Source organism: Haloferax sp. Atlit-12N (assembly GCF_003383095.1).
GTDB lineage: Archaea > Halobacteriota > Halobacteria > Halobacteriales > Haloferacaceae > Haloferax.
In genome coordinates this window covers 603,277-628,260 of sequence record NZ_PSYW01000002.1, presented here as the reverse complement: position 1 = coordinate 628,260, position 24,984 = coordinate 603,277, and the positions used below count along the sequence as shown (strand labels likewise).

The window sequence follows — 24,984 nt, the reverse complement described above, 5'->3', positions numbered from 1 at the left end:
ACCACAACAATGTACGAACGGGTCTTCGGAACGGACTGGCGGACGATTTCGGACGAGGAGGCCATCCGCCGGATGTACGCCCTCGGCGTCTCCAGCGCGCTCGGTCACCCGAACCGCGGCGAGTTCGAGCGCATCCGCCGGCAGGCCGGGACCGCCTACGGCCGGAGCGTCCTCCAACTCGCCTTCGAGGAGGGGAAACAGCGGGTCGCCCGCAACGAGTCGGAGTACGACTCGAAACAGGACGTCTGGGAGGCGCTCGTCGACGAGGAGACATCGCCATCTACGGCGGGGCGTGCCGACGTGACGATGCAGAAGCCGACGGACAAACAGGGCATTCCCAAAGCCGTCGGCCGAGCGTCCGTCCTCGACGGTGGCGGCGACGACTTCTCTCGGATTCGGCTGCCGGAGTTCCTCCGACGCGGATAGCCGGCCGACCTCCGACGCGAGCAGCCGACGAACCTTTGGGCGTCCGAACCCTCTCTGAACGCATGAGCGACAGCGAATTCAGCCTCTCCGAGTCCGAGTGGCGCGAGCGACTCTCGGAGGACGCCTACCGCGTCCTCCGCGAACAGGGGACCGAGCCGCGGTTCTCCGGCGAGCACGTCGACCGGAGCGACGACGGCGTCTACCGCTGTGCCGGCTGTGGGACCGAGCTGTTCGACTCGGAGACGAAGTACGACTCGAACTGCGGGTGGCCGAGCTTCTACGCCGCCGAGGACTCGAACATCGAGCTTCGGCGCGACCTGAGCCACGGGATGGACCGCACCGAGGTCGTCTGTTCGACCTGCGGCGGCCACCTCGGCCACGTCTTCGACGACGGGCCGGAGCCGACCGGCAAGCGCTTCTGTATCAACTCGGTCGCGCTCGATTTCGAGGCGGACGAAAAATAGGTCGGAAGAGATGACAGCGAACCGGACCGACGAACACCGAACGCGAACCTCGCCTTCCTCACGCCGAACTCTGATACGTGAGGAACGTCACGGCGACGGCCGCGAAGAGGTCGGGCAGGAATGTGAACGGTCCCAGCCCGCTCCCCCTGAACCCGAGGAGGATGGACGCCAGCGGGTTCGACGTGAGGGCGTACAGGAGCAACGCCGCGGTGAAGAGCAGCAGGCTCAGGGTGAACCGGTTCGGAAGCTCCCGGTAGAGCATCGCGTAGGTGGCCGCGAGGAACCCGAGCGCGACGAGGTTGTACGTCGAGACGAACAGTTTTAGCTGCACGAACAGGTCGGGGATGGGCGGGCCACCGGGGGCGCCCGGCTTGTGCGGGACGAACAGGTCGGGGCCGAACCACGTCACGAGCGCGGCGACCGCGAGCGAGACGACCACGACGACCGCGGTCCGTCGGAGCGGGTCGCGGTTGGGCGCGTCGCTCACGCGTCGTCACCTCCGACCGCGACGTCGTCTAAGTTGGCCTTCCGAGCCACCTCGTCGAGCACGTCGAGGTTGGCTTCCATCTGATCGGTCAGAAAGTACGTCTTTCCGTAGTTGTCACCCATAGTCATCAACACGTTGTTCTCGACGAGGAGTTCCAGGTGGTGCTGTGTGGTCTTGTAGTCGAGGTCGAGTTCGTTCGAGAGTTGGTTGGCGTTCATCGGCATGTCGTCGAGCGCGCGGATAATTCGCAGGCGGTTTCGCCCCCCGCGCGACCCGCCGATTAGCCACCACAGCACACGTCGCATCCGGCTAAATCGTCAAATCCGGACGTAATAAAACGGCAGGCCTCGGGTCCGCGCCGTCGGAGGCCCGCGGTGGAGTCGTGCGTGGCAGGGGTGCGTTCAGCGGGGTGCGTTTGGAAGGCGTTCGAAGGGAGTGGATTGCTGGGGGCAGTCGTCAGCGGGGGACCGCGGGCGTCAGTTACCGCGCGGCCCGAAGCCGCCGGGGCCGCCCGCATGGTGTCGCGCGCCGCCGTCGCCACCGCAGGCGAGCGTCGACGTGTCGACGCCGAACTCGGTGAGTTTCTCGTTGACGGCGGTCCGAATCTCGTCGGCCGTCGCGTCGTCGTCGCGGAGGTCGGCGACGAGCGTCTGGATCTCGTCGGTCTGCTCGTCGGTCAGATTGAAGCGGTCCTGCAGGCGGTCGCCCGGCGCGTGCCGGGTCTCGTTCGCGGTCCCGTTGAACGGGCCGTGCCACCCGCCGTCGGCTCGGACCGGGGTCCAGTCGGTCGCTTGGACGGTCTCCGATGCTTGGGTCTGGACACCGAGGCCGCCGGCGGCGGCGACCGTCCCCGCGAAGACGAGCGAGGCGACGACGAGCGCCACCCCGAGCGTTGTGAGTCTGTTCATGATTTCTTCCTCGTCTCTCCCGTCGCTCAGCGGCTAAAAGAGGATTTTCCGAACTCGAACACGACTCCACCGTGAATCCGCCCGGAGTTAGGCCCAAATTACGCCGAAAACCGCCCGACTGGCGGGGGGCGACCGACGGCGCGCGTGTCACGCCGAGAAACCCGGAATCACGGCGGTAGGACGGGTCTAACGCTCGTCTCCTGCGAGTAGTCGACACGTACCAAACTAGGGTGGTGACGTACGTGATGTATGTCTCGCAGCTACCCGGTCCGCCGCCACCCCACTCGGCGGAGCCCTCCGTTCACGCCCTACGCTCTCGTCGTCGCCGGCCTCCTGACGTTCTGTATCGCCGTCCTCGCACCCGTCGCCGACCTCTCGGCGGGCATGTCGGTCATGAACGTCGCCGCCAGCGGGACGACCCCGACGTTCGACGGCGGCACGCTCGTCCTCAGCGGCGGCCTGCTTCTCATCAGCGCCGCCTCGACGTTCTTCGGCGTCCTCCTGTTGCTCCTGCGACTCTGAATCGGCGGCGAGAACGGAACTGCGACGAGAATCGGGGACTGGTCGGACGCGACGAGAACCGGCGGCTGACCGGCCCCGGCGAGAATCGGAAAAATACGCGAGACACGGGACCTCGGACCCCGTTTCGGTGTTGTGACGTGTTCGATCGCCCGACGCGGGCGGGTTATCGTCGCTCGATGGGGGTGGCGAGCACGGGTATCTTCGACTGGACGACGACCGACCGCGAGACGCTTCCGAGGATGTTGTCCTCGAAGCGCGCGTGGGTGCCCATCGAGATGAGCGCCGCGTCTATCTCCTCGGCGAACGCGAGAATCTCCTCGGCCGGGTCGCCGCGGCGGAGTTCCGTGGCGGCGTCGACGCCGTACTCGGCCATCGTCTCGGCGGCGTCGGCGAGCGCGGCTTCGCCCTGCGACCTGAGTTCCTCGTACACCTCGTCGACGCGCTCGTCGGCGAGCGTCAGGAAGGCGCGTTCGTCGACGACGTAGAGCAGGGAGACGGCGGCGTCGCGCTCTGCGGCGAGTTCCGCGGCGTCTTCGACGACCGGCTGCATCGAGTCGCTCCCGTCTATCGGCACGAGGATTGTGTCGTACATCAACTGGGAGTTAGGCGGGGACAGTATCACCCTCTTCGCCAGTTCCCGCGTGATGGGAACTACGCGGGACGAGGGTCGCGGGACGGACCTCGCGCGGGGAGACGCGATTCCAGAAACGGGAGCGGTGCAAGCGGCTACCCGTCACGGGTCGCGTCGTCGGCGTCAGTCTCGTTTTCGGTGTCTACGTCACTCTCCGGTTCGGAATTACCGTCCGCGGCCTGTTGCTCCGCGTACCGCTCGGCCCGCCGTTTCCAGTCGGTGACCCGCCGCGCCGACACGTCCGCGGCGGCGGCGAGTTCCTCGTCCGACGCCTCGCGGAGCGCCGACACGGTGTCGATGCCCGCCGCTCGGAGCCGGGTCGCGTACGCCTCGCCGATACCGCGGATGTTCCGCGGGTCCTCGGGGTCCCGCGCTTCTTCGGCGGCCGCCTCGGCACCGACGCCACCCACCGAGACGCCCGTCGCCAACTGTTCGGTCATCGCGTCGACGCGACCGTCGAGGCCGTCTACTCGGCCTTCAACCTCGTCGATGCGCGCCGCGAGGTCGGCGTGGGTGTGTTCGGCCACCCCGTCGGCGACGCCGGTAACCCCGGGCACTTCCGGGTCGACCCCGGCTTCGACGGTGGTCTGGTCGGGGTCGTCGCTGTCGGGGTCGTCGGTCCCGCTCTCGCCGGTCTCGTGTTCGTCTCCGTCGTCGGCGGCTTCGGCCTCGTCTTCGTCACCTTCGGCCTCGTCTTCGTCATCTTTGGACACGTCGCCCGCGTCGTCTCCGACACCGTCCTCGGCGAGCGAATCGCCCGGTGCCACGTCGTCGGGGAGGACGTAGACCAGCGCGTCCGCCGGCACGTAGCCGACGACGTGTTTGCGCTTCTTGTCGGCGGTGAGGACGACCCCGCCGGAGTCGAGCGCCTTGTAGCCGCCGCACTCGAAGCTGGTTCCGTCTGTGAGATATACTTTCATAATCAATTATTGGCTTTAGGACAGAATGAGTGTTGTCGCTCCGCTGTCGGGGGTTTATCACCGCCCGCAGCGCCTCACGACGCATGGACGTGTTCGTCATCGGCGGCACCGGACTGCTCGGCACGGGAATCGTTCGGCGGCTCGTCGCCGCCGGCCACGACGTGACCAGCCTCCAGCGGGGCGAGACCGACGACGACCTCCCGTCGAGCGTCGAGCGGGTCGTCGGCGACCGAGACGACCCGTCGGTGCTTCGCGGCGCGGTTCGGGACGCGACGCCCGATGTCGTCGTCGATATGGCGTGCTTCGACGCCGAGACCGCCCGCGAGGCGGTCGAAATCTGCCGGCCCGTCGCCGACTGCTACGTCTTCTGCAGCACTATCGACGTCTACCACCGACCACCGCCGAAGAACCCCGTTACCGAATCGAGTCCGCGGAACCCGCCGGTCAGCGACTACGCGGCCGGGAAAATCGCCGCCGAAGACCTGTTCTTCGACGCGCACGACCCCGACGAGTTCGAGGTGGTCGTCCTCCGCCCGTGGAACACCTACGGCGAGGGCGGCACGCTCGTCCACACGCTCGGCATGGACTCGTCGTACATCGACCGAATCCGCGAGGGGAAGCCAATCGTCGTCCACGGCGACGGCACCTCGCTGTGGGGGCCGTGCCACCGCGACGACGTGGCGCGGGCGTTCGTCGGCGCGGTCGAGCGCCCGGGCGTCGGCGGCCGCGCCTACAACGTCACGAGCGAGGAGACGATGACGTGGAACCAGTACCACGAGCGCGTCGCTGCCGCGCTCGACGCGCCCGACCCCGACCTCGTTCACGTCCCCACCGAGGTGCTTCGCGCGGTCGCGCCCGACCGGACGCGGATGCTCCGAGACCACTTCCAGTACAGCACCGTCTTCGACAACAGCCGGGCGAAGGCCGACCTCGGATTCCGCTACACGGTCGAGTTCGAAGAAGGCGTCCGCGGGGTGGTGTCGTGGCTGGACGACCGCGACGCGGTCGATCCGTGGGACGCCGACCCGCTTTCGGACGCCCTCGCGGCCGCGTGGCGGGACGCGACCGACGCGTTCGTCGCGGGGTTCGAGTCGGGCGGGTGAACGCTCTGAGGCGGTGACCGAACCGGCTGAGTCGAAAAAACCGGCTGAGTCGAAACAGTCGGCCTCCGAACTCACTTCGGCTTCTGCAGAATCAACTCCTCACAGGCGTGTCGGTGCGATTCGCCCGCGGAGTCGTCGTCAAAGACATACTCGTCGCTGTGGCGGACTTCCCAACCGTCGTAGTAGCCTGCCAGTTCGCCGGGGTCGTAGAGGTGTTCGTTTTCACCCCAATCGGGTGCCGGCGCGACCTCCGGGTGGTCGACGAAGGCCCACACCGCGTGAACGCCGCCGGGGCGCGTCGCCTCGCGGAACCGTCGGAACTGCGACTCGCGGTTCTCCGGGCGGACGTACTGGAGTGTCCCGATGGAGTAGACCACGTCCCAGCGCGACTCGAACGCGAGGTCGTTCACGTCGGCGCACCGGGTCGTGAGTTCGACGCCCCGCTCTTCGGCGAGTCGTTCGGCCTTGTCGAGACCGTTCGGCGAGATATCGACCGCCGTCACGTCGTGGCCGCGCTCCGCGAACCGGACCGCGTCGCGCCCCTCACCCGCCCCGAGGTCGACGACTTCGGGGTGCGTCTCCGGCGAGACGGCGTCCGCAGTCCGGGTCGCGAGTTCGTTCGGTTCCGTCCCCCAATAGTAGTCCGCGCCGTCGTACAGCCGCTGTAGCTCCTCGAATCGCATGACGTGACCGATTCGAGGCGGCCTGATACGACTTGTGGCTCGGTCGGCCGCGACGGTCGCGGCGACCGTGACGGCCACGACGCCCGCGACGTCCCGCGAACAACGGTCGCTCCCGCGTCGTAGGAACGAGCGTCGCCTTTTCACCGATTCCGCACCGATATTCGGACATGCTCCGAGCCCTGTTGGCGGCGTTCGGTCTGGTGGAACTGCTCGTTCCGGACAAACTGGTCGCGGTGATGACGCGCCTCGCCTACGAGGACGGCGGCGAGATGACGGCGAAACCGTGGGTGGTGACGGCGGCGCGCGTCGAGGGAGCGGTGTTCCTCCTCGTCGCGCTGTTCGGCCTCCGCGGTCGGTGCGGCGGTGACGGTGGTGACGGTGGTGAGAGCGGCGAGGCCGACGAAGACGAATAACTGCGTCTCGCGGGCGTCACCGATGTCGGTGACTCGGCCCGCGAAAGAAGCGACCGCGGTGAGAGAATATGAGACTGTGCGCGGAAATCGGTCGCCGAGCGACTCGTGTTCCGCCGCGTCGGTTCGACGCGTGCGCCCGGCTCAGGCGAGTCGTGCGAACGCGAGCGACCCGCTCGTGTTCTTGATGTAGACGCGGACGGTCTGTCCTTCCTGCGCGCCGGGCACGAAGATGGTGTACTTCCCGCGCTGGGCGACGCCGTCGCCCTTGCGGCCGGTCCCGGTGATTTCGACCTCGTAGGTGCGGCCCTCTTCGACGGCCTCGCGCTGGCGCTTGTTGCTCACGCTGGAGCGCTTCTGGACCGGACGGAAGGCACCACAGGCCTCACAGCGAAGCATGTCGACGCCGTCCTCGGTGACGAGGCGGGTGTCCGGCAGGCCACACTCCGAGCAGATGACGTACTCCTCGACGTAGCCGTCGATGGCCTCCTCGAAGTCGTTGATGGAGAACGACCCGCTGTAGCGGGCGCGGTCGCCTTCCAGCTGACCGCTGGTCCCGAGGGTGCGCTGGATGGCGCTGTGGAGGTGCGCGGGCGTCCGCGAGAGCGCGTCCGCAATCTCGCCGAGGTTGGTGAGGCGGGTGAACGCGCCGTCGGTCTCGCCGGACGGGTCCGGCACCGTGAGGCGTTCCTGTTCGACGTTTCGTTCCGGTAGGACGTTGAGCGCTCGGTCGAGCGCAGTCTGATACTCCATAGGGGTTCGAGTGTCTGGCGACGTATAGCCGTTCCGTGACCGTCCTTGGCGAAGCACCGGTGCGCCGAAGTTCGTTTCACTACTCTCGGCGGCGGAACCGAGCGCCACGCCTTCGGCGCTGGCTCTCGAACGCCTTTCCATGGGCTACACGTGGCAGTACTACGACCTCGTACTCCTCGGCATCCTCGGGAGCCTCGTCGCCGGCGTCGTCGCCGGCCGACTCACCTCGATGGAGCCGCAGACGACGCTCGTCGGCTTCAGCGCCCTCGCGGCCGTCGTGATGGCGCACGGCCTGTTCGTCAACGGTCCCGTGGACGAGCCGGGTGACCTCGCCGACGAGGTTGAGGCGCTGAACTGAGTCGGGCGATTCGACGGCCGTCTCCTTACTCGCCGTCGACGACGCGGTTCGTGAGCGTGCCGACGCCCTCGTACCAGATTTCCACGTCATCGCCGGGTTCGACCAGTCCGGGGTTCGCCGGGCTGCCGAACGAAATCACGTCGCCCGGCTGGAAGGTGTAGCGCTCCGAGAGGAACGAGACGACCTCGGCGGGCGAAAAGAGCATGCGCTCGGTGTTGGCTTCCTGCCGGAGTTCGCCGCCGACGTGGGTCGTCATGTCGATGTTCGACGGCTCTACGTCGGTCTCTATCCACGGGCCGAGTGGCCCGGAGCCGTCGAACGCTTTTCGAGCCGTTCGGCCGGGCTGGTCGAGCGCGTCGAGGTCGTTGAGAATCGTGTAGCCGCGGACCACCTCATCCACGTCTTCCTCGGCCACGTCAGAGCACTCGCGGTCGATGACGGCGGCCAGTTCGCCGGCGTAGGTCAGCTCGTCGGTCCAGTCGGGGTACTCGATGTCCGCGCCGGGGTCGAGCACCGACACCGGCGGCTTGATGAACCAGTCCGGTTGGTCGGGGATATCGTAGTCCATCTGGTCGACCGTCGCCGCGTAGTTCCGGCCCACGCAGTAGAGCGCGGTCGGCTCGCAGGGCGCGAGCAACTCGGCGTCGACGCCGACTTCGTACTCCTCGCCGTCGACCGTCACGACGCCGTCGTCGTACCGGCCCGACACCACTCCGTCGTCGGTTCGAATCCGTGCCAATCGCATCGCTCCCTCCTGCGTCGGCCACTCACTTCAAGCGACGTGTCTCCGCAAGCGAACGCGGGGAGTACGACACGGTGAGCCGCTGTCGCGCCTCAGTCGGACGCGGACTCTCGGTTCATTCGGGGCATCGACTGGTTCTCGCGGTCGACGAGGTTGTGGATGCGCTCGGTGCGCGTCGATTCGAACTGGCGCTGGCACCGGGCGACGCCCGACGCGGGGTCGGTGCGGTCGGCGTTGGGGCGAGTCTCGCCCTCGGCGGTCGGCTCGCGGTCTGTTCGCAGGGTCGGTTCGTAGGTCGGGGTGGCGTTTGTGCTCACGATTTCGTTGGGTTTCGGGTCGGTCGGACGGCTGTGCGGCGACGAGAAGAGTTAGCGATGTACGCGTACGACCGACATTGTTGTACCCGGCAGTACAGACCAATCTATAATAAATATTCATGTTCGAACAGCGGCGGTGGTTCGACCCGCGGTTGTGGCCGCGTTGCGGCCGCGGTCGTTCTCACTCGCGCGAGTCGTACTCCTGATAGATGACGTGGCCGCAGGACTTGCAGTGGGAGGCGTCGGCGTCGTGGTAGGCCAGTCCGCAGTTCTGACAGGTGATGCTGATCTTGTCGCGGTGGCCCCACTCCTTGACGATTTTGCTCGCCTGCCACGGGATGAGGATGACGCCCGCGAGGATGGCGGCGACCGTCACCCACCGCCCCGCCTCGGTCACCGGGACGATGTCGCCGAATCCGACCGTCGAGAGCGCGACGACGATGAAGTAGAACGCGTCGCCGAACGTCCCGATTTCGGGGTTCACACGGTGTTCGAACGAGTAGAACATCCCCGCGGCGACGAAGAAGATGGTGAGCACCGTCAACAGCAGTTTTATCACGCGGAGTGTCCCGACGGAGACGGTGCCGAAGAAGAACTCCTCGTCGCGCGTGAACCGGTAGAACCGGAGGACACGGACCACCCGAATCGCCCGCAGGAAGCCGATGTTGGCGGCGACCGACGAGACGGGAAGCACGAGCACCGTCAGCGTCGGCAAGATAGCCAGCAGGTCGACGAACGAGTAGACGTTGAACAGTTCGGCGGTCCGGTCCCGCGCGCCGTAGAGGCGGAGGAGGTACTCTGCGAGGAACACGATAGAGACGGCGGCCTCGACGGACCAGAGCATCGACTCGACCGATGCCGAGAGCGAGTAGGTTTCGGCGACGAACACCCCGACGAACAGGAGATTGAGTCCGAGGAGCGCGATGTCGATGGCCTTGCCGACCGTGGTCCGGTGGTCGAGGAGGTAGAACCGGACCACGTCCCGGGGCGTCTCGCGGCGCGACCCGCGCGCATGACCGTCCATATCTCGTCTTCGGCGGAGAGATACTTATACCGTCGTGCGACAGAGATTCTGTCCGTTTTCGATTTTGAAACTATATATTCTGAAAGTGAGACTCGTCAAAGACACGCCAGATGTGTCTCGTATCGTCACTCAAACTGGACGAGTCTCCGTCCAAGCGATTACTGGTAAAATCGGATATAGGGGCGATAAGTCTTGTATTTGGCATCTAGAGATACTCCGTTTCCTGCGCCGATTTTGGGTGTGGTTTCCATGAGGATGTTCGTTCAATTAGTACTATATAGTAGTCGAATTTATCACGGATGAAATGAAACTCTCGCCCGATGGGAGAACGTTGGTCACGCCTTCGGGACGCGCTTCCCGACGGTCTGTCGGACAGACTCGGCGACCGATTTCCGCGACCGTCCGTCTCGGCGACGGTCCCGCGGGCGATTCGCCGCACCTACGCTCGGAAGTTCTTCGCGGCGGTCCTCGTCGCCATGGTGGTGATGGCGGGTGCCGGGGCGGTCACCTACACGCAGGTCCACGACACACTCGACGCACAGGTCGAACAACAGCTCACGGCGACCGCGGACCTCCAAGCTGACGGGCTCGAATCGTGGCTCGCCAGCAAGCGTCTCCAGACCCGCACGACGTCCTCGACGTGGCAGTTCCAACTCGGCAACTCGCAGGCGGCCAGTAGCTACCTGTTTCAGCGGAGCGGCGAACTCGGCCAGTCCGACGTGACGGCCATCCACTACGTCGACTACGCGACCGGCGAAATCAAAGAGAGCACCGCCAGTTCGCTAGAGGGCGAGTCGGCCGCCGCGGTCGGCCTCCCGTGGGGCGACCTCGAACGGAACGTCAATCCCGAACCCGAGCGGGTGTACGTCTCCTCGTCGACGTTCCGGTCGCCGGTCGACGACCAGGTGTCGTTCGTCCTTGCGAGCAAACCACCGGAGAACGCCGAGTCGGTCGTCCTCGTCACCGTCAGCCTCCCGGCTCGCCTCGCAGCGACCGAACAGACGATGGCCGGAAGCGAGACCACGCTGTACGCCGCGGACGGGTCAGCTATCGTCTCGACGGCCGAAAACGGGAGTATCGCGCCCCCCGACGACGGCCTACTTGCGAACGGAAGCGCGACCGCCCTCGGTCGGTCCGGCGGGAACGTCGTCGCGTACACCGAACTCGACGGCGTGGACTGGACGCTCTCGACTTCGGTCCCCGCCGCGAGCGCCTACGGCGTCCGCGACCGCGTCGGCGGCGGCCTCCTCGCGACGATACTCGTCGCGCTCGGGTCGTTAGGTGCCGTCGCGGTCGTCGTCGGCCGACGGACCACGCGGACGCTCGGTGAACTGACCGCGCGCGCCGAGGAGATGTCCGACGGCGACCTCGACGTGGACCTCGACACCGACCGTATCGACGAGTTCGGAACGCTGTACGACTCCTTCGACGGGATGCGCGAGTCCCTGCGGACGAGCCTGAACGAGGCAGAGACCCTCAACGACCACCTCGAAACGAAGGCGGAGGAGTACCGCACCGTCATGGAGCGCTGTGCCGACGGCGACGTCGCCTGTCGGATGGACCCCGACTCCGAGAGCGCCGCGATGGGCGACATCGCACGGGCGTACAACCAGACGATGGACGAACTCGGGGCGGTCATCGCCGACGCGCAGACGTTCAGCCGGGCGGTAGCCGAGTCGAGCGCGACGACGAGCGCGGGCGTCGCCGAAGTGAACGACGCCGGCGAGGCGGTCGCCGAGTCGATGACCGACATCCTCGACGACGCGGTCCGACAGGACGAACACCTCGACGACGTGGCCGACCGCGTCAACGACTTTTCGGCGACGATTCAGCAGGTGAGCGCCTCGGCCGCGTCGGTCGCCGACAACGCCGAGGCCGCGGTCTCTCGCGGCGAACGCGGCCGCGACGCGGCCGATGAGGCGATTTCGGAGCTACGGGCCATCGAGACGGCGACCGACCGCACGGTCGAGCAGGTCGAAGAACTGGCGGCCGCCGTCGCCGACATCGAGGACGTGGTCGAGTTCATCGACCAACTGGCCTCGCAGACGCACATCCTCGCGCTCAACGCCTCCATTGAGGCGGCGCACGCGGGCGAGGCGGGCGACGGCTTCGCCGTCGTCGCCGACGAGGTGAAGGGACTCGCCGAGGAGACGCAGGAGGCGACCGGACGAATCGGTGCCTCAATCGACCGCGTTCGCGAGCAGGCCGACGCGACCGCGGCGGACATCAGACAGACCCGGACGCGGGTCGGCGAGGGCTCCGAGACCATCGAGGAAGCCGTCGAGGCTATCGACACCATCGTCGACGACGCGGCCGACACCTCCGAGGGAATTCGGGAGATTCGCCGCGCGACCGACCGACAGGCCGAGGCGACGACCGAAGTCGCCGCCATGGTCGAAGACGTGTCAGCCATCAGCGACCGAACCAGCGCCGGCGCGCGCGAGGCCGCGGCGGCGACCGAAGAACAGACGGCGGCGCTCGCGTCGGTCGCGGAGCGGGTGGACAGACTCGCCGAGCGCGCCGGCGACCTCAGGGTCGCACTCGACCGGTTCGACGTCGCGGACGACGGGGCGACTCCGGCCGCGGAGGCACTCCCGAGCGCGACGGAAGCGCGGGTCGACGGCGGCGACCGTTTCAGAGGACGATAGCGCCTTCGGGCAGTAGCTCACGTTCGGTTCGCCGAGCCTCCTCGCCCTCCTCGACGAGCGTCGGTTCGTCGACCGGCTCCGAAAACCGGTTCGGGTCCGGCTCGACTCGCTTGAGCATCGACGAGAACACCGGTCCCTTCCGGCCGCCGGCGGAGGTGATACCGCCGTACTGTCGCTCCTCGAACGTCGACTCGTCGGGGCCGGGGAACTCCTCGCGGATTATCTCCGCGGTGTCTCTGATGTACTCGGCGGCCTCCTTCTGCGAGTAGAGACTCTCGTTGTAGTAGCGCTCGGCGTACTCGCCGTCGAGTTCCTCGGTGGAGTGTTCCGGCGACTCGTAGAGGACGGACTCCGTGGTCGTGTGGCCGCTGGCGAAGCGGATGTTGACCGTGAAGCAGTCGGGATACCGCAGGATGATGGGGAAAAACAGCATGTCGGTGACGGTGATTCGTTGTTGCATCCGCCAGAGCCCCTCGAAGTAGTAGGCGGTGAGCGCGCCGACGCGGTCGTCGCGCTCGCCGCGGTTGTACGCCATCGCAATCTTCTCGTAATCGTCGCCGGCGATGTGGCGACAGCGCCGCTTGTAGCTCTTCGCAATGCCTTCGAGTTGTGTCTCGTAGGCTTCGAGCAGGGAGATATCGGGGTCGGCGAGCATGTCTGCCTTCCGCTCTTGGGCGTCCGCGATGTTCATCATGTTCTCGTGGAACAGCCGTTCGGCGTCCTCGTCCGGCAGCGGCGTTCTGACCGCCTGCCGGTACAGTACCCGCGTATCCCCGTTGAATGTGACCCGCTGCTCGCTCATCTCGTGAAGATGTAATGCGGCGAGAAGAAATGAATTCGTTGGTAATCCGGACGGTTTCCCGACAGTCGCGAGACACGAAATATAAACCGACTACTGAAACCGAAACCAGTTACCATCAGTTCGATGCGTATCAGTCGTCGGTTGACGCGCCCCCGTCCGCGTCGGACGCAGCGTCCGCGGCGGCCGACGAGTCGACCGCGTCGAAAAGCGGACTCTGGTCACCCGGCGCGAGCGTGTTGAGCACGAGCGCTGTCAGCGCGGTCACGATGACCGGCTGGCCGAAGAACGTCGCGGCGGCCTGCGGGAGCCCCGAAAGCGCGTCGGGGCGCGTGGCGACGCCCAGGCCGAGGCCGAGCGAGGCGGCGACGACGACCATGTTCCGGCGGTCGAGGTTCGTGTGGAGGAAGACGAGGCGGACGCCGCTGGCGGCGACCATGCCGGCCATGAGCAGGACCGCGCCGCCGAAGACGGCGCTCGGAATGGTCGCGACCGCCGCGCCGACCTTCGGGCTGAGGCCGAGGACGGCGAGGACGACGCCCGCGATACCGACGACGTACCGGCTCATCACGCCGGTGAAGTTGACGATGCCCACGTTCTGCGAGAACGAGGTGACCGGGAACGCACCGAACACCGACGCGATGGAACTCATGAAGCCGTCGGTGAACAGGCCGCCGCGGAACTCCTCGTCGGTCGGGTTGCGCCCCTCGGCGGCGGTGATGCCGGACATGTCGCCGACGGTCTCCATCGCCGAGACGAGAAACAGGAACGCGAAGGTGATGATGGGGACCGGTTCGAAGGTGACGCCGAACGCGCCGGGGCGGGGAATCGCGAACCACGCCGCGTCGCCGATGGGCGCGAAGTCCACCACGCCGAGCGGGACGGCGACGGCGTAGCCGACGGCGATGCCGACAAGCGTGCTCAGGAGTCGTGTGATGCCGTCAGTAAAGAGATTGAGCGCGATTGCGACGCCGAGGACGAGAGCTGCGAGACCGACGTTGTGCGCCGCGCCGTAGTCGGCGGCTCCGACCCCGCCGGCGGCGTAGTCCATGCCGACCGGGACGAGGTAGAGCCCGATGATGACGACGACGAGCCCCGTCACCAGCGGCGGGAAGAACGGTTTGATGCGGTCGAACTGCCAGCCGATGACCCCCTCGACGAGGAAGCCGGTGACGAGAATCGCGCCGAACACCGCGCTCAAGCCGTAATCGACGCCGATGGTCGTCGCCGCGCCGACGAAGGTGAAACTCGTCCCCATCACGATGGGGAGCCGCGAGCCGACCGGCCCGACGGCGTACGCCTGTACCACGGTCGCGAGCCCCGAAAACAGGAGCACCATCTGAACCACGTAGGCCGTGTCGGCGACGCCGAGGCCGACCGCGCCCGCGACGATGAACGCCACGGCAGTCGCCGGAACAATCATCACCGAGACGTGCTGTATCCCGAGGAGAATCGACTCCAGCAACGGTGGCCGGTCGTCGATTTCGTATTCGAGGCCGAGTTCACCGCTCTCGTCTGACATCTGTACTCGCCACGAGCGACTCCCGTTCAATAATAGTTTCGCGTTCGAGCGTATTTCACTGCACTTAATGCGCGATGTTGGGCACAGACGTGCATACTTAACGGGCGAGTGGGGGGAACTGACACCGCACCGACCGCACCGACTGCACCGACCGCAACTGGCTCCACTCAGTGAATCTCGACGCCGTGCTCGTCGACGCTGATGTCGATGAGGCTCGTCGCCTCGTAGTCGGTGTCGTCGAGCGCCGTCTCGCCGACCTTCCGGATGGCGACGACGATATCCGAGATGTCCGCGCCGATGTCGTCGAGCGCGCCACAGATGGCCGCGAGCGTCCCGCCGGTCGAAAGCAGGTCGTCCACGACGAGCACGCGGTCGCCGTCTTCGATGTCGTTGATGAACATCTCCGACTCGGAGTAGCCGGTCGTCTGGTGAAGCGCGACCTCGCCGTCGAGGCCGTACTCGCGCTTGCGGATGACGACGAGCGGGATGTCCGTCTGGAGGGAGAGCGCGGTGGCGATGTGGATGCCCATCGCCTCCGGGGCGACGATTTTGTCCACGTCGAGGTCGGCGGCGCGGGTGATGCCGACGACGACCTCGCGCAGGAGTTGCGGGTCGAGCATCGGCACGCCGTTGCTGATGGGATGGACGAGATAGGAGTAGCCGTCCTTGTCGATGATGGGCGCTTCGTGTAGGGATTCCTCGAGTCGCTGCATGGGGTCCGTTTCACGAATCGGCCCAAAAGTGGTTCGCTCTCTGCGAGCGCCGCCCGACCGCCGCCCGGTCGCCACCACCGCGCTCGCGGCGATCCGCAAAATCTTCAATAGATTGTTATTTTTAATGTAGCAATGACAACACTATCAGTTGTCGTCCCCGCGTACGAAGAGCCCGCGAACCTCCAGCGATGTCTCTCGGCGCTCGACCGTCAGCCCGCAGAGGTGGTCGTCGTCGCCGCCGGTTCGGACCACACCGACGAGGTGGCTCGCGACCACCCCGCCTGCGATATCGTCGTCCGAGACGACGGGCGCGGTCCCGGTGCCGCGCGCAACCTCGGCGTCGACGCAGCCTCCGGCGAGATCGTCCTCTTTACCGATGCCGACACGGTCGTTCCCCCCGCGTGGGTCCGCACGCACCGCCGACACTACGACAACCCGGACGTCGTCGGCGTCGGCGGCCCGGCGCGCCCGCTCGAGGACTCCCTCCGGCACCGCGCCCTGTTCAAACTCCTCTCGGACTACTGGTACCGTGTCTCGTGGCCCGTCGGGTTCGTCCAACAGCCGACGTTCAACTGCAGTTACCGCCGCGACGCGTTCGAGGCTCACGGCGGTTTCGACGAGACGCTCCCGTTCATGGAGGACACCGAATTCTCCTTGCGGCTGAAGGACCACGGCGAGGTCGTCTACGACCCGGAGACCGAGGTCGCGACCTCCGCCCGGCGCGAGCGCGACGAGGGATACCTGTCGCTGTTCCTGATGTACGCGCGGGCGTACGTCAGCCACTACGTCCGCGGTCGGCGCGTTCGTGCTCGCTACTTCGACTCACAGTAACTCGGTCAAACCCTCCGGACTCGACGGTCTCCTCCACCGTCTGACCTTCGGAGAAGATGGCCTCGGCACTCATAGGGCTCCGCATCACCGAGTGCCTAGTTCGGTTCGGAACGGTGCCGTCGTCATCGGCCACCTCGTTCTCGCCCCGCGACCGAGTAATCACCATCGGTCTCGTTCGTCCCGCAACCGACTCGCTCAGGTCTTCTCCAACACGGATACGTCGATACGGGGGTACTGCACGCCGCCCGAAATCGACCCTTCGCCGGCGACGACGCCCCAGAGTCGGACGCGCTCGTCGGTGAGCAGTCGAAAGCCGATATCGCCGTCGAAAAAGCGTCCGGTCGGCCATCGTGCGATGACGTCGCCGCTGAGTCGCCCCCGGTCGTCCTCGACGGCGACAAGCGCCAGCCGGGCCTCGCCGCGCTCCATCGTCTCCTCGACGCGACCGGTGTACGTGACGGTCGTCCCAGCGTACGACTCGGGGTTCGTCCGGAGGTCGGCGTAGGGAATCGTCGTCGCGTTCGTCGGCGTCGCGACCGCAGTCGTTTGGTTCGGCAGGGTCGACTCCTCGGAGAGCGGTTGCGGCGTCGGAATCGACCACTCGACGGTCGGGAGTGACACGTCGGTGAGGTGGTCGTCGACCCACGCCGCGCGGCGGGCGACCGCGGCGCGGAGCTTCGGCGAGCGCTGGACGAAATCGGAGACCTGCTCGACGGCGAGGTACGTGACGAGGCCGCCGGCGACGTAGGTCCCGGCCTTTTTGAGCGCCTCGCGACGGGTGATTCGACCGGCGTCATCGCCTTCAGACTCGTCGTGTTCGCCTTCTGTGTCGTCGCCATCGCCGTCGCCGCCTTCGGCCCGGTCGCCCAGCCAGTTCGTCGCCGGTTCCTCTCGGGCAGTGAGGTCGCGGACGAACGATTCGACCCCGGCCTCTCGGATTTCGACGGCGATAGTCGGCGCGTCGAGGACGACGAGGCCGCGGCGGTGGGCGTCCGGGGCGACGCGGCCGTCGCCGACCGCCGCCACGTAGGGTTCGATACCGGCTCGCTCGCACCGCCGGACGAACGCGCTCGTCTTGTCCGCGGTGACGGTTCCGGTGGTCGTAATCCAGATTCGGAGTTCGCGCGTCGCGCCCTCGGGCGTCTCCCCGGTGGCCTCCACGTGCACGTCCGGGCCGCGGAAGCGGACGCGCGTCCGATAGCCCCGCGCCTCCCAGACGCGCTCGAAGACGGAGGCGAGTTCGACGTCGGTGCGGGCCGAAACGACCGACGTGAGCGGGGGCGCTGTCATTGCGTCCGAGGTACCGGCCGGGGCTGTTAGGTGTTTGCGCCCGGTTCTCGGCGCTGAGAACGCGCGGGCCACGACCCGGAGGGCCGAAGTCGGTTCGGGCGGGGTCCCGACCGTCGACCGCCGCCTCAGCCGAGGAACCGGACGGCGGCGTCGGCGACGATGTCGGCCACCTCGACCACGTCGTCGGTGAAGACGAACTCGCCGGCGGCGTGGATGTTCTCGCCGTCGGGGCCGACGATGACCGTCGGGAGGCCGGCGCGGTCGCCGAGGTAGTTGAAGTCGCCGACGCTGGAGAAGTAGCCGTAGGCGGGGTCGGTGCCGGCGACGGCGCGGGTGGAGTCTGTGAGGGCCGAAACGAGCGGGTGGTCCTCGTCGGTCACGTAGGGGCCGTACCGGATGCCTTCGTCGGGCGCTTCGCGGAACCCGACGTCGACCTCGCTCTCCAAGCCGAGTTCCTCGACGGCACGTTCGGCGTCGGCGCGGGCGTCTTCGAGCGTCTCGCCGACGACGACGTGGCGGTCCACCATGAGGCGAGCGCGCTCGGGGACAGAAAGCGTCTGGCTCCCGCCCTCGATTTTCAGCGGGCAGGTCGACCCCGAACCGAGTTTCGGGTGGTCGCCCACGTCGAGGTCGTCGAGTGCGGCCGCGAGCCTCCCGGCCTCGACGACCGCGTTGACGCCAGTGTCCGGTTTCGACCCGTGTGCGGCCTGCCCGCGCACTTCGATATCGTAGAAGTAGCGGCCGCGCGCACCGAGCAGGAGTGCCGGGTTCTCGATGTCCTCCTGTGCGAGAATCGGGCCGGGTTCGGTGACGATAGCGGCGTCGCAGTCGTCGACGACGCCGTCGCGGATGAGCCGGTCGGTGCCGAGTCCGTAGGGTCCCTCCTCGTCTACGACGGCCGTGAGGAGCACGTCGCCGGCGAGGTCGCAGTCGGCGAGGGCGTCGAAGGCGGTCATGACGGCCGCGAGGCCGCCTTTCATGTCGCACGCGCCCTGTCCGTACAGTTTCCCGTCCTCGATGCGACCCGAACACGGGTCTTCGTCCCAGTCTTCGACCAGTTTCACGGTGTCCATGTGGGCGTTCAACAGGAGCGTCGGCGCGTCCGGGTCAGAGCCCGCCAGTCGGGCGACGACGTTGTCGCCCTCGTACTCCGTGATGTCCGGTTCGCTCACGTGGTGGTACTCCGGGTCGTGCCCGCGGGCGTCCAACCAGTCGTAGACGAACTCGCTTATCTCGGCCTCCTCGAAGTAGGGGCTCGGAATCCGCACGAGTTCCTGCAAGAGGTCGATGGTCTCGTCGGGGGCGACGCCGGGGGCGGAATCGAGGTCGTGGCCGGAGTCAGGGTCGGGGTCGCGGTCGCAGTCGGAGTCGCCCGAGCGGTCACCGCGCGTCGTCGCGTCGTCAGTCATCGCTCACCCCGCGGACCGATGGGTTGTACTCGTCGGAGGGCACGCCGGGGAGCGTCCCGAGGATGGCCTCGACGTCGTGGTCCTTCTGTTGGCCGCGGTACCAGTAGACGCCGAAGACGACGAGGCCGACGGCGACCCACGGCACGTAAATCGACAGCGAGCCCTTGTACGCCTCGGTCAGGAGGCCGACCGCGCCGAGCGAGCCGACGAGTCCCGTCACCGTGAGGAGCGACGGGCGCGAAAAGCCCGCCTCCGCGCGGAGGTCGGTGCGGCTGTAGAGCACGTACAGCACCGTTATGGACACCGCGGCGTAGGCGATGAGGTAGCTGAACGTCGCGATGGCGATGGCCTGGCTGAGGCCGGTGCTCCAGAAGGTGAGCCCGGAGGCGACGACGTAGAGCGTCAGCAGCGACCAGTGGGGCGTCCCGAAACGGTCGGAGACCGCCGAGAATTTCTTGGGAAACACCTCGTCCCACGCCCACGAGTAGGGCATCTTGATGCCCGCGGCCATGACCGCGTGGACCGACGACGCGGTGGCGAGGAGACCGCCGATGCCGACGATGGCGGTGCCGATATCGCCGAGGAACACTTCCGCGGCCGTCGAGAGCGGCCGCGCCGAGTTCGCGAGAACCGTGTAGTCGCCGACGACGCCGTAGATGACGCCGGCGGTCAGCACGTACAGGAAGATGAGGATGGCCGTCCCGCCGGCCATCGCCAGGGGGAGGTTCCGCGAGGGGTTCTTCACCTCGGCGCCCATCTGCCCGGCGACGGCGATGCCGATGTAGGCGTAGAACAGCGGGACCGCGGCGGCGACGAAGCCGTCGAAGCCGCCGGTGAAGAACGGCTGGTAGTTCGCGGCGTCGATGTTCAACAACCCGGGACCGACGAGCACGAGTATCGACAGGATGAGGAATCCGAAGATGGCGTTCTGCGAGACGCTGTAACTCTTCGCGCCGACGAGGTTGACCAGAAAGAGGACCGTGAGCAGCCCGAACCCGGCCAGCGTCGGGTCAACCGAGGGATAGAACACCTGTAAGTAGCTCCCGAAGCCGATGGCGAGGACCGCGTCGGCGGCCATGTAGCCGAGCCACTTCGACCACGTCACCACGAACCCGGGGAGGCGGCTGTCGAACGTCCGCGAGACGTAGGCGTACGACCCCGCCGCGCCGGGGAAGATAGTCGCCATCCAGCCGTAGTTGAGCGCGATACTCATCGCGAGCAGCCCCGAGAGGACGACCACGAGGATGACGCTCGGTCCCGTCGTCGAACTCGCCGTGCCGAGGGTGACGAACAGCCCCGCGCCGAGAGTGCCCGCGACCACGGTGCTCACCGCGCCGAACAGTCCGATGTCCCGCGAGAGGCTCCGTCCGTCGTTCACGTCTACCGATGACATGCTATCACATGGGTCAGTTGTCGCGTAAAGTACCCCTCCCTCTCATGAGTGGGGTGGACGGCGAACCCGCCGGATTTCGACCCGAGAACCCGAAGAACGGAGTCAGTAGTCGCCGAGCAGTTTCGATTCGGCTTTCCGGAGGTGTTCGAGGAGCGTCGCCTTCGAGATGTCCAATTCGGCCGCCAGCGACGCGGCGCTCACCTCGCGGGGCCACGTGTAGTAGTCGCGGCGGCGGGCCAGTTCGTACACCTCACGCTGGCGCTCGGAGAGCGCGTCGGTCCGGAACATGCCGCCGCCGTCTTCGGGGGCGGTGATGAGTTCCACGTCGATATCGGCGTTTCGCTCCGTTCGAATCTCTTCTAGCCGCTCGTGGACGGTCTGGCGCGTCTCGTGGACGAGCACGGTCCAGCGCTCGCGGCCGCCCTGCATCCGAACCGGCTCGTCGGGGATGAACCCCCGGGAGACGAGGGCGTCGTTGATGGAGTTCTGGAGTTCGTAGCGGACGACGATGCCGCGGGCCGCGCTCCCCGGGACCCCGACGTCGCCGTCGTGTTCGTCGGTCTCCCATACCGACTCGGTCAGCGGGGACGCGCGGATGGCCGCGAGCAGTTCGTCGACCTCCTCGGTTGTGTCGGCGTAGGCAGTGAAACGCCCGTTTGCGAGGCCGTCTATCTCGTGGACGCCGTGACCGAGCAGGCCACCGCTCGTCTCTTTCGTCACCTGTAGCGTCCAGCAGTCCGGGTGCCAGATGTCGAGGCAGACGCGAACGCCCTGTGCACCCTTTCGTGCCATTCGTTGGCGTGGAAGGGTTCCCACCGGGCAAAAAAGTATCCCACCTGACGCGATGCACGCGCCGGCCGGGAGAGCGGTCCGCCGCGGCCGTCTGCGGGCCCTGCGGCGTTACTCGATTCGCTCGCGCGCCGCGGCGACGAGCAGCGGGAGCATGATAGTCGCGTCGCCGAGGACCGTCGTGTTGCGGGCGTCCTTCTCCAGTTTGCCCCACGAGCGCGCCTCGTCAAGCGTCGCGCCCGAGAGGCCGCCGGTCGCGGACGGGTCCATCGTAATCTGGACGCCGTAGTCGTACGCGCCGGGCGTGACGAGCATCGTCTGGAGCGTGAAGTTCTTCGGGACGCCGCCGCCGACGAGGAGACAGCCGGCCGTGTCCGCGTCGTACGCGAGGTCGGTCAGCGGCGTCATGTCGGCCAGCGCGTCCAGCGAGAACGACGAGGTCTGCGAGTACATCCACGCCTGTAGGCCGAGGACGGAGTCCTGCACTGCGGGGCAGTAGATGGGCACGTCGGCCTCGTAGGCCGCGGCGGCGACGCCGGCGTCTTCGTCGATTCCCTCGCGGTCGTTGACCTCGCTGTTAGCGCGGCCGAGTTCGCGGCAGAGGTCGGCGATGCTGACGGTTCCCTCTTCTTCCAGCGCCGGAAACACCTCACTTCGGAGATGCGACTCGAACAGCGCGAAATGCTCCTGCGGGAGATAGACGTTGTAGATGCGGTCGACCTCCTCGTCGCGGAGCGTCTCGTCGTGCTCGCGTTCGGTCTTCTCGCCGTGGTGCTCAGCACCGTGTTCCCGCGAGCCGTGCGAGGGGGAACTGGACGGGTCCGGATGAGCTCGTCCGTGATGGTGCTTGCCCCCGATGGCCTCGATGGCGTCGTGGGTGAGGTTCGCGCCCGTCGTCACGAGGGCGTCCACGTAGCCGTCGCGGATGAGGTCGGAGACGACCTTGCGCATCCCGGTCGGGACCATCGCGCCGGCCAGCGACATGAACACCGTGCAGTCGTCGTCAGCCAGCATCTCGGCGTAGATGTCGGCGGCCTCGTGCACGTCGGCCGCGCCGATGCCCGCGTGGCCGTACTGCTCGACTAACTCGCCGACGGTCATGCCGCCGCGGACCTCGGCGTGGCCCAGCGGGTCGTGTTGGAACTCCTCTCGGTCCGGCATCTCGTAGCCGTCGTCGTCGTGGTCGCTCATGCGAAGGAGTGCGTCGGCCGAGCGTTTGAACGCCCCGGTCCGACGGGACCGTGCGATGGGGTGTCGGGCGCTCGGTCGCGCCTACAGCCCGGTCGGGTGACTGACGTACTCGGTCTCCAGTCCCCACTCGTCGGCGAGGTTGCGCAGGCTCCGCACTCCGAACGTCTCGGTCGCGTAGTGGCCCGCGAGGAACACCGAAATTCCGGCCTCGCGCGCCTCGTGGTACACCTTCTGTTTGCCCTCGCCAGTGACGAGCGCGTCGACACCGCGGTCGATAGCCTCGTCCAGCCAATCGACGCCGGAGCCGGTGACGACCGCGACCGACGAAAGCTCGTCGGGGCCGAAATCGAGGACGGTCGTGCCCGCGCTCCCGTCCAGTTCGTCGAGCGACGCGCGGACTTGGTCGGCGGTCTTCGGCGACGCGAGTTCCCCGGCTTGCCCGATGTGAATCGGTCCGAGCGACCCGAACGGTTCGGTGTCCGCGAGGCCGAGATGGTCCGCGACGCCGGCGGCGTTGCCGAGTTCCTGATGGCCGTCCAGTGGGAGGTGCGAGACGTAGAGCGCGAGGTCGCCGCGAAGCAGCGGCTCGATGCGGTCGAAGTCGCGGCCGGTCACCCGGTCGAGGCCGCCCCAGACGAGTCCGTGGTGGACGACGAGGAGGTCCGCGTCGGCGTCGAGTGCGGCGTCGATAGTCGCCTCCGCGGCGTCGACCGCGAAGGCGACCTTCTCGACCGACTTCTCCTCGGGGCCGACCTGCAGGCCGTTTGCGCTGGCGTCCACGTCGGCGAAGTCGTCGGTCGCGAGCGTCTCGTCGAGTCGGGCGACGATGTCGGAGAGCTGCATACCGGGGAGTCGTGACTCGGGGACTTGTAAGGAACGGGGTTTGCCGCGGGTCGGTTACTCGTCTGCCCGCCCGGCGGCGTGCGAGAAGACGAACTCCCGGAGGAGCTTCGCCGCCAGCGACGCGGCCTGTCCGTCGTCGCGGTCGTTGACCTCGACCACGTCGAAGCCGTCGGTATGGGGCGCGACCGCTCGGACCACGTCTCGCATCTCCCGGGAGGTGAGCCCGAACGGCTCTTTGGTGCCCGTGCCGGGTGCGAACGCCGGGTCGGCGGCGTCGATGTCGACGCTCAGGTAGACGGACTGGTCGTCGTCGAACTCGGGCTCCCAGTCGGGGACGGCCTCGGGTTCGACCACGGTCACGTCGTCGGCTTCGGCGCGCTCCCACTCGTCGGGTGAGCCGGTTCGCGCACCGAGAATCACGGCCTCGTCGACGCCGAGTTCGTCGAGGACGCGGCGGGTGACGGTAGCGTGGCTCCACTCGTTGCCGTCGTACTCGCGGCGGAGGTCGAGGTGGGCGTCGAGACAGACGAACACGTCGGGTTCGACGCCGGTGACGCCGGCGGCGGTGACGGTGTGCTCGCCGCCGAGGACGATTGGGGCGGCGTCGTCCCAGATGGCGTCGCGGACGCTCCCGGCGAGCCATTCGACGTACTCAGGTGCGTCGTCCCACGCGCGGACGTCGCCCGCGTCGTGGACGCGTAAGTCAGTGAAAAACTGGTCGGTGCGCCGGTCGTAGTCGTCGAACGACTCGGCGAACCGACGGATTCGATTCGGTCCGAAACGGGTTCCGGGTTGGAAGGACGTCGAGATGTCGAGCGGAGCGCCGAGAAGCACGTAGTCGGCGACCTCGCGGTCTGCGATTGCTCCGGGGAACATCTCTGTGACCCCCGGTTTAGACGATCTTTCGCTGGCCTTCGTACTCGAGGTACTCGATCTCGTCTTCGGGGTTGAGGTCTTCTTCCTCGGGGATGCGCATCGTGAACGTCTGGTAGGTCTCGAGGTCCATGATCTGGGCGTCCTCACCGGTGACGGAGACGACCTGACCCTGCTTCCGCTCGATGATGGGCACCCACACCTTCGCGTCGACAGGCTGGGAGAGCGAGCGCTTCTTGCTGTCGAAGACGCCGCGGGCTTCGACGCGCGCCTTCGCGCTGCCGTGCTTGCCCGGCTTGGCAGTACTGTAGGCGTTGATTTTGCACGGCTTTTCTTCCATCATGACGTAGCTTCCTTCTTGGAGCTCGCGCACCTGCTTCTGCTCTTTCGCCATGTCTCTCCGTTATCGGATGGAGGGTATAAACGGTTTGGAACCGTCTTCGCACGCGAATCCTTACCGTGAAAATCGCGGGCGTCGGCCCGCTCGGTCACGCGTCTTCGACCGCGTCGACCTCGGCCATCTCCGGGTCGAACCACGTCCCCGCCGCGTCCCGTCTGGCGAGGCTCCCGAGCGCCCCGGATGCGACGTTCGGGAGCGCGAGCGCCAGCATGATGGCGGTCGTCAGTTCGCCTGCCGTCTCGAACATCGGGATGAGGTACTGGAACGGAAAGAGAATCGGCGTCCGTTCGAGGAAGGTGAGAAGCACCGAGACCGGCATGAGCAGACAGCCCCAGACGACGCCGGCCATGAGGCCGTGCCACCCGCCGTCGGCTGGGTCGGTGCCGACGACGTATCCGGCGAGCGCGCTCCCTGTGACCCCGCCGACGAGGGTGAACTGGCCCGTCATCGCGTAGACGAGCGATTCGGTGCATGCGGCGAGACACACCCCCACGAACACCGGTCGCCACTCCGTCATGAGCGAGAGTGTATCGGC

Annotated in this window: 30 protein-coding genes; 8 read left to right on the top strand and 22 right to left on the bottom strand. The window is 67.1% G+C overall.

Annotated elements, in window-relative coordinates; genetic code table 11:
• Positions 1–9 precede the first annotated feature (9 nt).
• Complete coding sequence (locus C5B90_RS11520; RefSeq protein WP_004975580.1) at positions 10–426, top strand: hypothetical protein; 417 nt, start codon at positions 10–12, stop codon at positions 424–426.
• 62 nt (positions 427–488) lie between these two features.
• Positions 489–890: a peptide-methionine (R)-S-oxide reductase MsrB gene (msrB, locus tag C5B90_RS11515; RefSeq protein WP_058566620.1), complete on the top strand. Its 402-nt coding sequence runs from the start codon at positions 489–491 to the stop codon at positions 888–890.
• 58 nt (positions 891–948) lie between these two features.
• On the opposite strand, the gene C5B90_RS11510 is transcribed toward msrB, so the two are convergent.
• From C5B90_RS11510 to C5B90_RS11500, 3 genes are all read right to left on the bottom strand, one after another.
• Positions 949–1,377: a hypothetical protein gene (locus tag C5B90_RS11510; RefSeq protein WP_115881588.1), complete on the bottom strand. Its 429-nt coding sequence runs from the start codon at positions 1,375–1,377 to the stop codon at positions 949–951.
• A complete protein-coding gene (locus C5B90_RS11505) occupies positions 1,374–1,673 on the bottom strand; it encodes a winged helix-turn-helix domain-containing protein (RefSeq protein WP_115882495.1) in 300 nt (99 codons plus the stop codon). Before C5B90_RS11505 ends, C5B90_RS11510 begins: the two co-directional genes overlap by 4 nt.
• Positions 1,674–1,853: 180 nt before the next feature.
• On the bottom strand, positions 1,854–2,285 hold the full coding sequence (locus C5B90_RS11500; RefSeq protein WP_115881587.1) for a hypothetical protein: 432 nt from the start codon (positions 2,283–2,285) through the stop codon (positions 1,854–1,856).
• A gap of 249 nt (positions 2,286–2,534) precedes the next feature.
• Here C5B90_RS11500 and C5B90_RS11495 point away from each other — a divergent pair, with 249 nt between their 5' ends.
• Positions 2,535–2,807 carry a hypothetical protein gene (locus C5B90_RS11495; RefSeq protein WP_115881586.1) on the top strand — a complete coding sequence of 91 codons (273 nt, stop codon included), beginning with the start codon at positions 2,535–2,537 and terminating at the stop codon, positions 2,805–2,807.
• Between the two features lie 163 nt (positions 2,808–2,970).
• Here the strand turns inward: C5B90_RS11495 and C5B90_RS11490 are convergent, their stop codons facing one another.
• On the bottom strand, positions 2,971–3,399 hold the full coding sequence (locus tag C5B90_RS11490; RefSeq protein WP_115881585.1) for a universal stress protein: 429 nt from the start codon (positions 3,397–3,399) through the stop codon (positions 2,971–2,973).
• A gap of 134 nt (positions 3,400–3,533) precedes the next feature.
• Positions 3,534–4,358 (bottom strand): helix-hairpin-helix domain-containing protein, encoded by an 825-nt coding sequence (locus tag C5B90_RS11485; RefSeq protein WP_115881584.1) that lies wholly within the window; start codon positions 4,356–4,358, stop codon positions 3,534–3,536.
• Between the two features lie 83 nt (positions 4,359–4,441).
• On the opposite strand from C5B90_RS11485, the gene C5B90_RS11480 reads away from it, so the two are divergent.
• Entirely contained in the window at positions 4,442–5,461 is a 1,020-nt protein-coding gene (locus tag C5B90_RS11480) for an NAD-dependent epimerase/dehydratase family protein (protein WP_115881583.1), read from the top strand.
• A 71-nt stretch (positions 5,462–5,532) separates the two neighbouring features.
• Here C5B90_RS11480 and C5B90_RS11475 read toward each other — a convergent pair whose 3' ends face one another.
• The gene (locus C5B90_RS11475; protein ID WP_115881582.1) at positions 5,533–6,144 is read right to left on the bottom strand and encodes a cyclopropane-fatty-acyl-phospholipid synthase family protein; all 612 of its coding nucleotides are present in this window, start codon (positions 6,142–6,144) and stop codon (positions 5,533–5,535) included.
• Between the two features lie 167 nt (positions 6,145–6,311).
• On the opposite strand from C5B90_RS11475, the gene C5B90_RS11470 reads away from it, so the two are divergent.
• On the top strand, positions 6,312–6,557 hold the full coding sequence (locus C5B90_RS11470; protein ID WP_115881581.1) for a hypothetical protein: 246 nt from the start codon (positions 6,312–6,314) through the stop codon (positions 6,555–6,557).
• 141 nt (positions 6,558–6,698) lie between these two features.
• Here the strand turns inward: C5B90_RS11470 and C5B90_RS11465 are convergent, their stop codons facing one another.
• On the bottom strand, positions 6,699–7,307 hold the full coding sequence (locus C5B90_RS11465) for a translation initiation factor IF-2 subunit beta (protein ID WP_004062666.1): 609 nt from the start codon (positions 7,305–7,307) through the stop codon (positions 6,699–6,701).
• A gap of 139 nt (positions 7,308–7,446) precedes the next feature.
• Here C5B90_RS11465 and C5B90_RS11460 point away from each other — a divergent pair, with 139 nt between their 5' ends.
• Positions 7,447–7,665, top strand: a complete 219-nt coding sequence (locus C5B90_RS11460) for a hypothetical protein (RefSeq protein WP_058826034.1) — start codon at positions 7,447–7,449, stop codon at positions 7,663–7,665.
• 25 nt (positions 7,666–7,690) lie between these two features.
• Here C5B90_RS11460 and C5B90_RS11455 read toward each other — a convergent pair whose 3' ends face one another.
• The 3 genes from C5B90_RS11455 to C5B90_RS11445 all read right to left on the bottom strand — a co-directional run bounded on the left by C5B90_RS11455 (position 7,691) and on the right by C5B90_RS11445 (position 9,748).
• Positions 7,691–8,410 (bottom strand): fumarylacetoacetate hydrolase family protein, encoded by a 720-nt coding sequence (locus C5B90_RS11455; RefSeq protein WP_115881580.1) that lies wholly within the window; start codon positions 8,408–8,410, stop codon positions 7,691–7,693.
• An 89-nt stretch (positions 8,411–8,499) separates the two neighbouring features.
• Entirely contained in the window at positions 8,500–8,724 is a 225-nt protein-coding gene (locus C5B90_RS11450; protein ID WP_115881579.1) for a hypothetical protein, read from the bottom strand.
• Between the two features lie 181 nt (positions 8,725–8,905).
• Positions 8,906–9,748 carry an ion transporter gene (locus tag C5B90_RS11445; protein ID WP_115881577.1) on the bottom strand — a complete coding sequence of 281 codons (843 nt, stop codon included), beginning with the start codon at positions 9,746–9,748 and terminating at the stop codon, positions 8,906–8,908.
• Positions 9,749–10,068: 320 nt separating this feature from the next.
• Here C5B90_RS11445 and C5B90_RS11440 point away from each other — a divergent pair, with 320 nt between their 5' ends.
• Complete coding sequence (locus tag C5B90_RS11440; RefSeq protein ID WP_233511968.1) at positions 10,069–12,396, top strand: methyl-accepting chemotaxis protein; 2,328 nt, start codon at positions 10,069–10,071, stop codon at positions 12,394–12,396.
• Here C5B90_RS11440 and C5B90_RS11435 read toward each other — a convergent pair.
• The 3 genes from C5B90_RS11435 to hpt all read right to left on the bottom strand — a co-directional run bounded on the left by C5B90_RS11435 (position 12,383) and on the right by hpt (position 15,430).
• On the bottom strand, positions 12,383–13,198 hold the full coding sequence (locus C5B90_RS11435) for a hypothetical protein (RefSeq protein ID WP_115881575.1): 816 nt from the start codon (positions 13,196–13,198) through the stop codon (positions 12,383–12,385). The two genes, C5B90_RS11440 and C5B90_RS11435, sit on opposite strands and share 14 nt — an antisense overlap.
• A gap of 130 nt (positions 13,199–13,328) precedes the next feature.
• The gene (locus C5B90_RS11430) at positions 13,329–14,717 is read right to left on the bottom strand and encodes a uracil-xanthine permease family protein (protein ID WP_115881573.1); all 1,389 of its coding nucleotides are present in this window, start codon (positions 14,715–14,717) and stop codon (positions 13,329–13,331) included.
• 167 nt (positions 14,718–14,884) lie between these two features.
• On the bottom strand, positions 14,885–15,430 hold the full coding sequence (hpt, locus tag C5B90_RS11425; protein WP_004975562.1) for a hypoxanthine/guanine phosphoribosyltransferase: 546 nt from the start codon (positions 15,428–15,430) through the stop codon (positions 14,885–14,887).
• A 132-nt stretch (positions 15,431–15,562) separates the two neighbouring features.
• Between hpt and C5B90_RS11420 the strand changes: the two genes are divergently transcribed.
• Positions 15,563–16,261 carry a glycosyltransferase family 2 protein gene (locus C5B90_RS11420; RefSeq protein WP_115881571.1) on the top strand — a complete coding sequence of 233 codons (699 nt, stop codon included), beginning with the start codon at positions 15,563–15,565 and terminating at the stop codon, positions 16,259–16,261.
• 195 nt (positions 16,262–16,456) lie between these two features.
• On the opposite strand, the gene C5B90_RS11415 is transcribed toward C5B90_RS11420, so the two are convergent.
• The 9 genes from C5B90_RS11415 to C5B90_RS11375 all read right to left on the bottom strand — a co-directional run bounded on the left by C5B90_RS11415 (position 16,457) and on the right by C5B90_RS11375 (position 24,966).
• A complete protein-coding gene (locus tag C5B90_RS11415) occupies positions 16,457–17,551 on the bottom strand; it encodes a hypothetical protein (protein ID WP_115881570.1) in 1,095 nt (364 codons plus the stop codon).
• Positions 17,552–17,676: 125 nt separating this feature from the next.
• Positions 17,677–18,960, bottom strand: a complete 1,284-nt coding sequence (locus C5B90_RS11410) for a M20 family metallopeptidase (protein WP_115881568.1) — start codon at positions 18,958–18,960, stop codon at positions 17,677–17,679.
• The gene (locus C5B90_RS11405; RefSeq protein WP_115881566.1) at positions 18,953–20,353 is read right to left on the bottom strand and encodes an APC family permease; all 1,401 of its coding nucleotides are present in this window, start codon (positions 20,351–20,353) and stop codon (positions 18,953–18,955) included. The genes C5B90_RS11410 and C5B90_RS11405 overlap by 8 nt, the downstream gene beginning before the upstream one ends.
• Positions 20,354–20,455: 102 nt before the next feature.
• Entirely contained in the window at positions 20,456–21,145 is a 690-nt protein-coding gene (locus tag C5B90_RS11400) for a helix-turn-helix domain-containing protein (protein WP_115881564.1), read from the bottom strand.
• A gap of 108 nt (positions 21,146–21,253) precedes the next feature.
• On the bottom strand, positions 21,254–22,333 hold the full coding sequence (locus tag C5B90_RS11395) for a deoxyhypusine synthase (protein WP_115881562.1): 1,080 nt from the start codon (positions 22,331–22,333) through the stop codon (positions 21,254–21,256).
• Between the two features lie 81 nt (positions 22,334–22,414).
• Positions 22,415–23,176, bottom strand: coding sequence for a Nif3-like dinuclear metal center hexameric protein (locus tag C5B90_RS11390; RefSeq protein ID WP_115881560.1), 762 nt, complete (start codon positions 23,174–23,176; stop codon positions 22,415–22,417).
• Positions 23,177–23,230: 54 nt separating this feature from the next.
• Positions 23,231–24,052: an agmatinase gene (gene speB, locus C5B90_RS11385; protein ID WP_115881558.1), complete on the bottom strand. Its 822-nt coding sequence runs from the start codon at positions 24,050–24,052 to the stop codon at positions 23,231–23,233.
• A gap of 16 nt (positions 24,053–24,068) precedes the next feature.
• Positions 24,069–24,443 carry a translation initiation factor IF-5A gene (locus C5B90_RS11380; protein ID WP_004062652.1) on the bottom strand — a complete coding sequence of 125 codons (375 nt, stop codon included), beginning with the start codon at positions 24,441–24,443 and terminating at the stop codon, positions 24,069–24,071.
• A gap of 94 nt (positions 24,444–24,537) precedes the next feature.
• On the bottom strand, positions 24,538–24,966 hold the full coding sequence (locus tag C5B90_RS11375) for a DUF5518 domain-containing protein (protein WP_115881556.1): 429 nt from the start codon (positions 24,964–24,966) through the stop codon (positions 24,538–24,540).
• Positions 24,967–24,984 lie beyond the last annotated feature (18 nt).

What these genes read in the sequence shown, in the direction of transcription:
- C5B90_RS11520 (WP_004975580.1), top strand. Translation starts at nt 10, where the DNA reads ATGTACGAACGGGTCTTCGGAACGGACTGGCGGACGATTTCGGACGAG.
- msrB (WP_058566620.1), top strand. Translation starts at nt 489, where the DNA reads ATGAGCGACAGCGAATTCAGCCTCTCCGAGTCCGAGTGGCGCGAGCGA.
- C5B90_RS11500 (WP_115881587.1), bottom strand. Translation starts at nt 2,285, where the DNA reads ATGAACAGACTCACAACGCTCGGGGTGGCGCTCGTCGTCGCCTCGCTC.
- C5B90_RS11495 (WP_115881586.1), top strand. Translation starts at nt 2,535, where the DNA reads ATGTCTCGCAGCTACCCGGTCCGCCGCCACCCCACTCGGCGGAGCCCT.
- C5B90_RS11490 (WP_115881585.1), bottom strand. Translation starts at nt 3,399, where the DNA reads ATGTACGACACAATCCTCGTGCCGATAGACGGGAGCGACTCGATGCAG.
- C5B90_RS11485 (WP_115881584.1), bottom strand. Translation starts at nt 4,358, where the DNA reads ATGAAAGTATATCTCACAGACGGAACCAGCTTCGAGTGCGGCGGCTAC.
- C5B90_RS11480 (WP_115881583.1), top strand. Translation starts at nt 4,442, where the DNA reads ATGGACGTGTTCGTCATCGGCGGCACCGGACTGCTCGGCACGGGAATC.
- C5B90_RS11475 (WP_115881582.1), bottom strand. Translation starts at nt 6,144, where the DNA reads ATGCGATTCGAGGAGCTACAGCGGCTGTACGACGGCGCGGACTACTAT.
- C5B90_RS11470 (WP_115881581.1), top strand. Translation starts at nt 6,312, where the DNA reads ATGCTCCGAGCCCTGTTGGCGGCGTTCGGTCTGGTGGAACTGCTCGTT.
- C5B90_RS11465 (WP_004062666.1), bottom strand. Translation starts at nt 7,307, where the DNA reads ATGGAGTATCAGACTGCGCTCGACCGAGCGCTCAACGTCCTACCGGAA.
- C5B90_RS11460 (WP_058826034.1), top strand. Translation starts at nt 7,447, where the DNA reads ATGGGCTACACGTGGCAGTACTACGACCTCGTACTCCTCGGCATCCTC.
- C5B90_RS11455 (WP_115881580.1), bottom strand. Translation starts at nt 8,410, where the DNA reads ATGCGATTGGCACGGATTCGAACCGACGACGGAGTGGTGTCGGGCCGG.
- C5B90_RS11445 (WP_115881577.1), bottom strand. Translation starts at nt 9,748, where the DNA reads ATGGACGGTCATGCGCGCGGGTCGCGCCGCGAGACGCCCCGGGACGTG.
- C5B90_RS11440 (WP_233511968.1), top strand. Translation starts at nt 10,069, where the DNA reads ATGGGAGAACGTTGGTCACGCCTTCGGGACGCGCTTCCCGACGGTCTG.
- C5B90_RS11435 (WP_115881575.1), bottom strand. Translation starts at nt 13,198, where the DNA reads ATGAGCGAGCAGCGGGTCACATTCAACGGGGATACGCGGGTACTGTAC.
- C5B90_RS11430 (WP_115881573.1), bottom strand. Translation starts at nt 14,717, where the DNA reads ATGTCAGACGAGAGCGGTGAACTCGGCCTCGAATACGAAATCGACGAC.
- hpt (WP_004975562.1), bottom strand. Translation starts at nt 15,430, where the DNA reads ATGCAGCGACTCGAGGAATCCCTACACGAAGCGCCCATCATCGACAAG.
- C5B90_RS11420 (WP_115881571.1), top strand. Translation starts at nt 15,563, where the DNA reads ATGACAACACTATCAGTTGTCGTCCCCGCGTACGAAGAGCCCGCGAAC.
- C5B90_RS11415 (WP_115881570.1), bottom strand. Translation starts at nt 17,551, where the DNA reads ATGACAGCGCCCCCGCTCACGTCGGTCGTTTCGGCCCGCACCGACGTC.
- C5B90_RS11410 (WP_115881568.1), bottom strand. Translation starts at nt 18,960, where the DNA reads ATGACTGACGACGCGACGACGCGCGGTGACCGCTCGGGCGACTCCGAC.
- C5B90_RS11405 (WP_115881566.1), bottom strand. Translation starts at nt 20,353, where the DNA reads ATGTCATCGGTAGACGTGAACGACGGACGGAGCCTCTCGCGGGACATC.
- C5B90_RS11400 (WP_115881564.1), bottom strand. Translation starts at nt 21,145, where the DNA reads ATGGCACGAAAGGGTGCACAGGGCGTTCGCGTCTGCCTCGACATCTGG.
- C5B90_RS11395 (WP_115881562.1), bottom strand. Translation starts at nt 22,333, where the DNA reads ATGAGCGACCACGACGACGACGGCTACGAGATGCCGGACCGAGAGGAG.
- C5B90_RS11390 (WP_115881560.1), bottom strand. Translation starts at nt 23,176, where the DNA reads ATGCAGCTCTCCGACATCGTCGCCCGACTCGACGAGACGCTCGCGACC.
- speB (WP_115881558.1), bottom strand. Translation starts at nt 24,052, where the DNA reads ATGTTCCCCGGAGCAATCGCAGACCGCGAGGTCGCCGACTACGTGCTT.
- C5B90_RS11380 (WP_004062652.1), bottom strand. Translation starts at nt 24,443, where the DNA reads ATGGCGAAAGAGCAGAAGCAGGTGCGCGAGCTCCAAGAAGGAAGCTAC.
- C5B90_RS11375 (WP_115881556.1), bottom strand. Translation starts at nt 24,966, where the DNA reads ATGACGGAGTGGCGACCGGTGTTCGTGGGGGTGTGTCTCGCCGCATGC.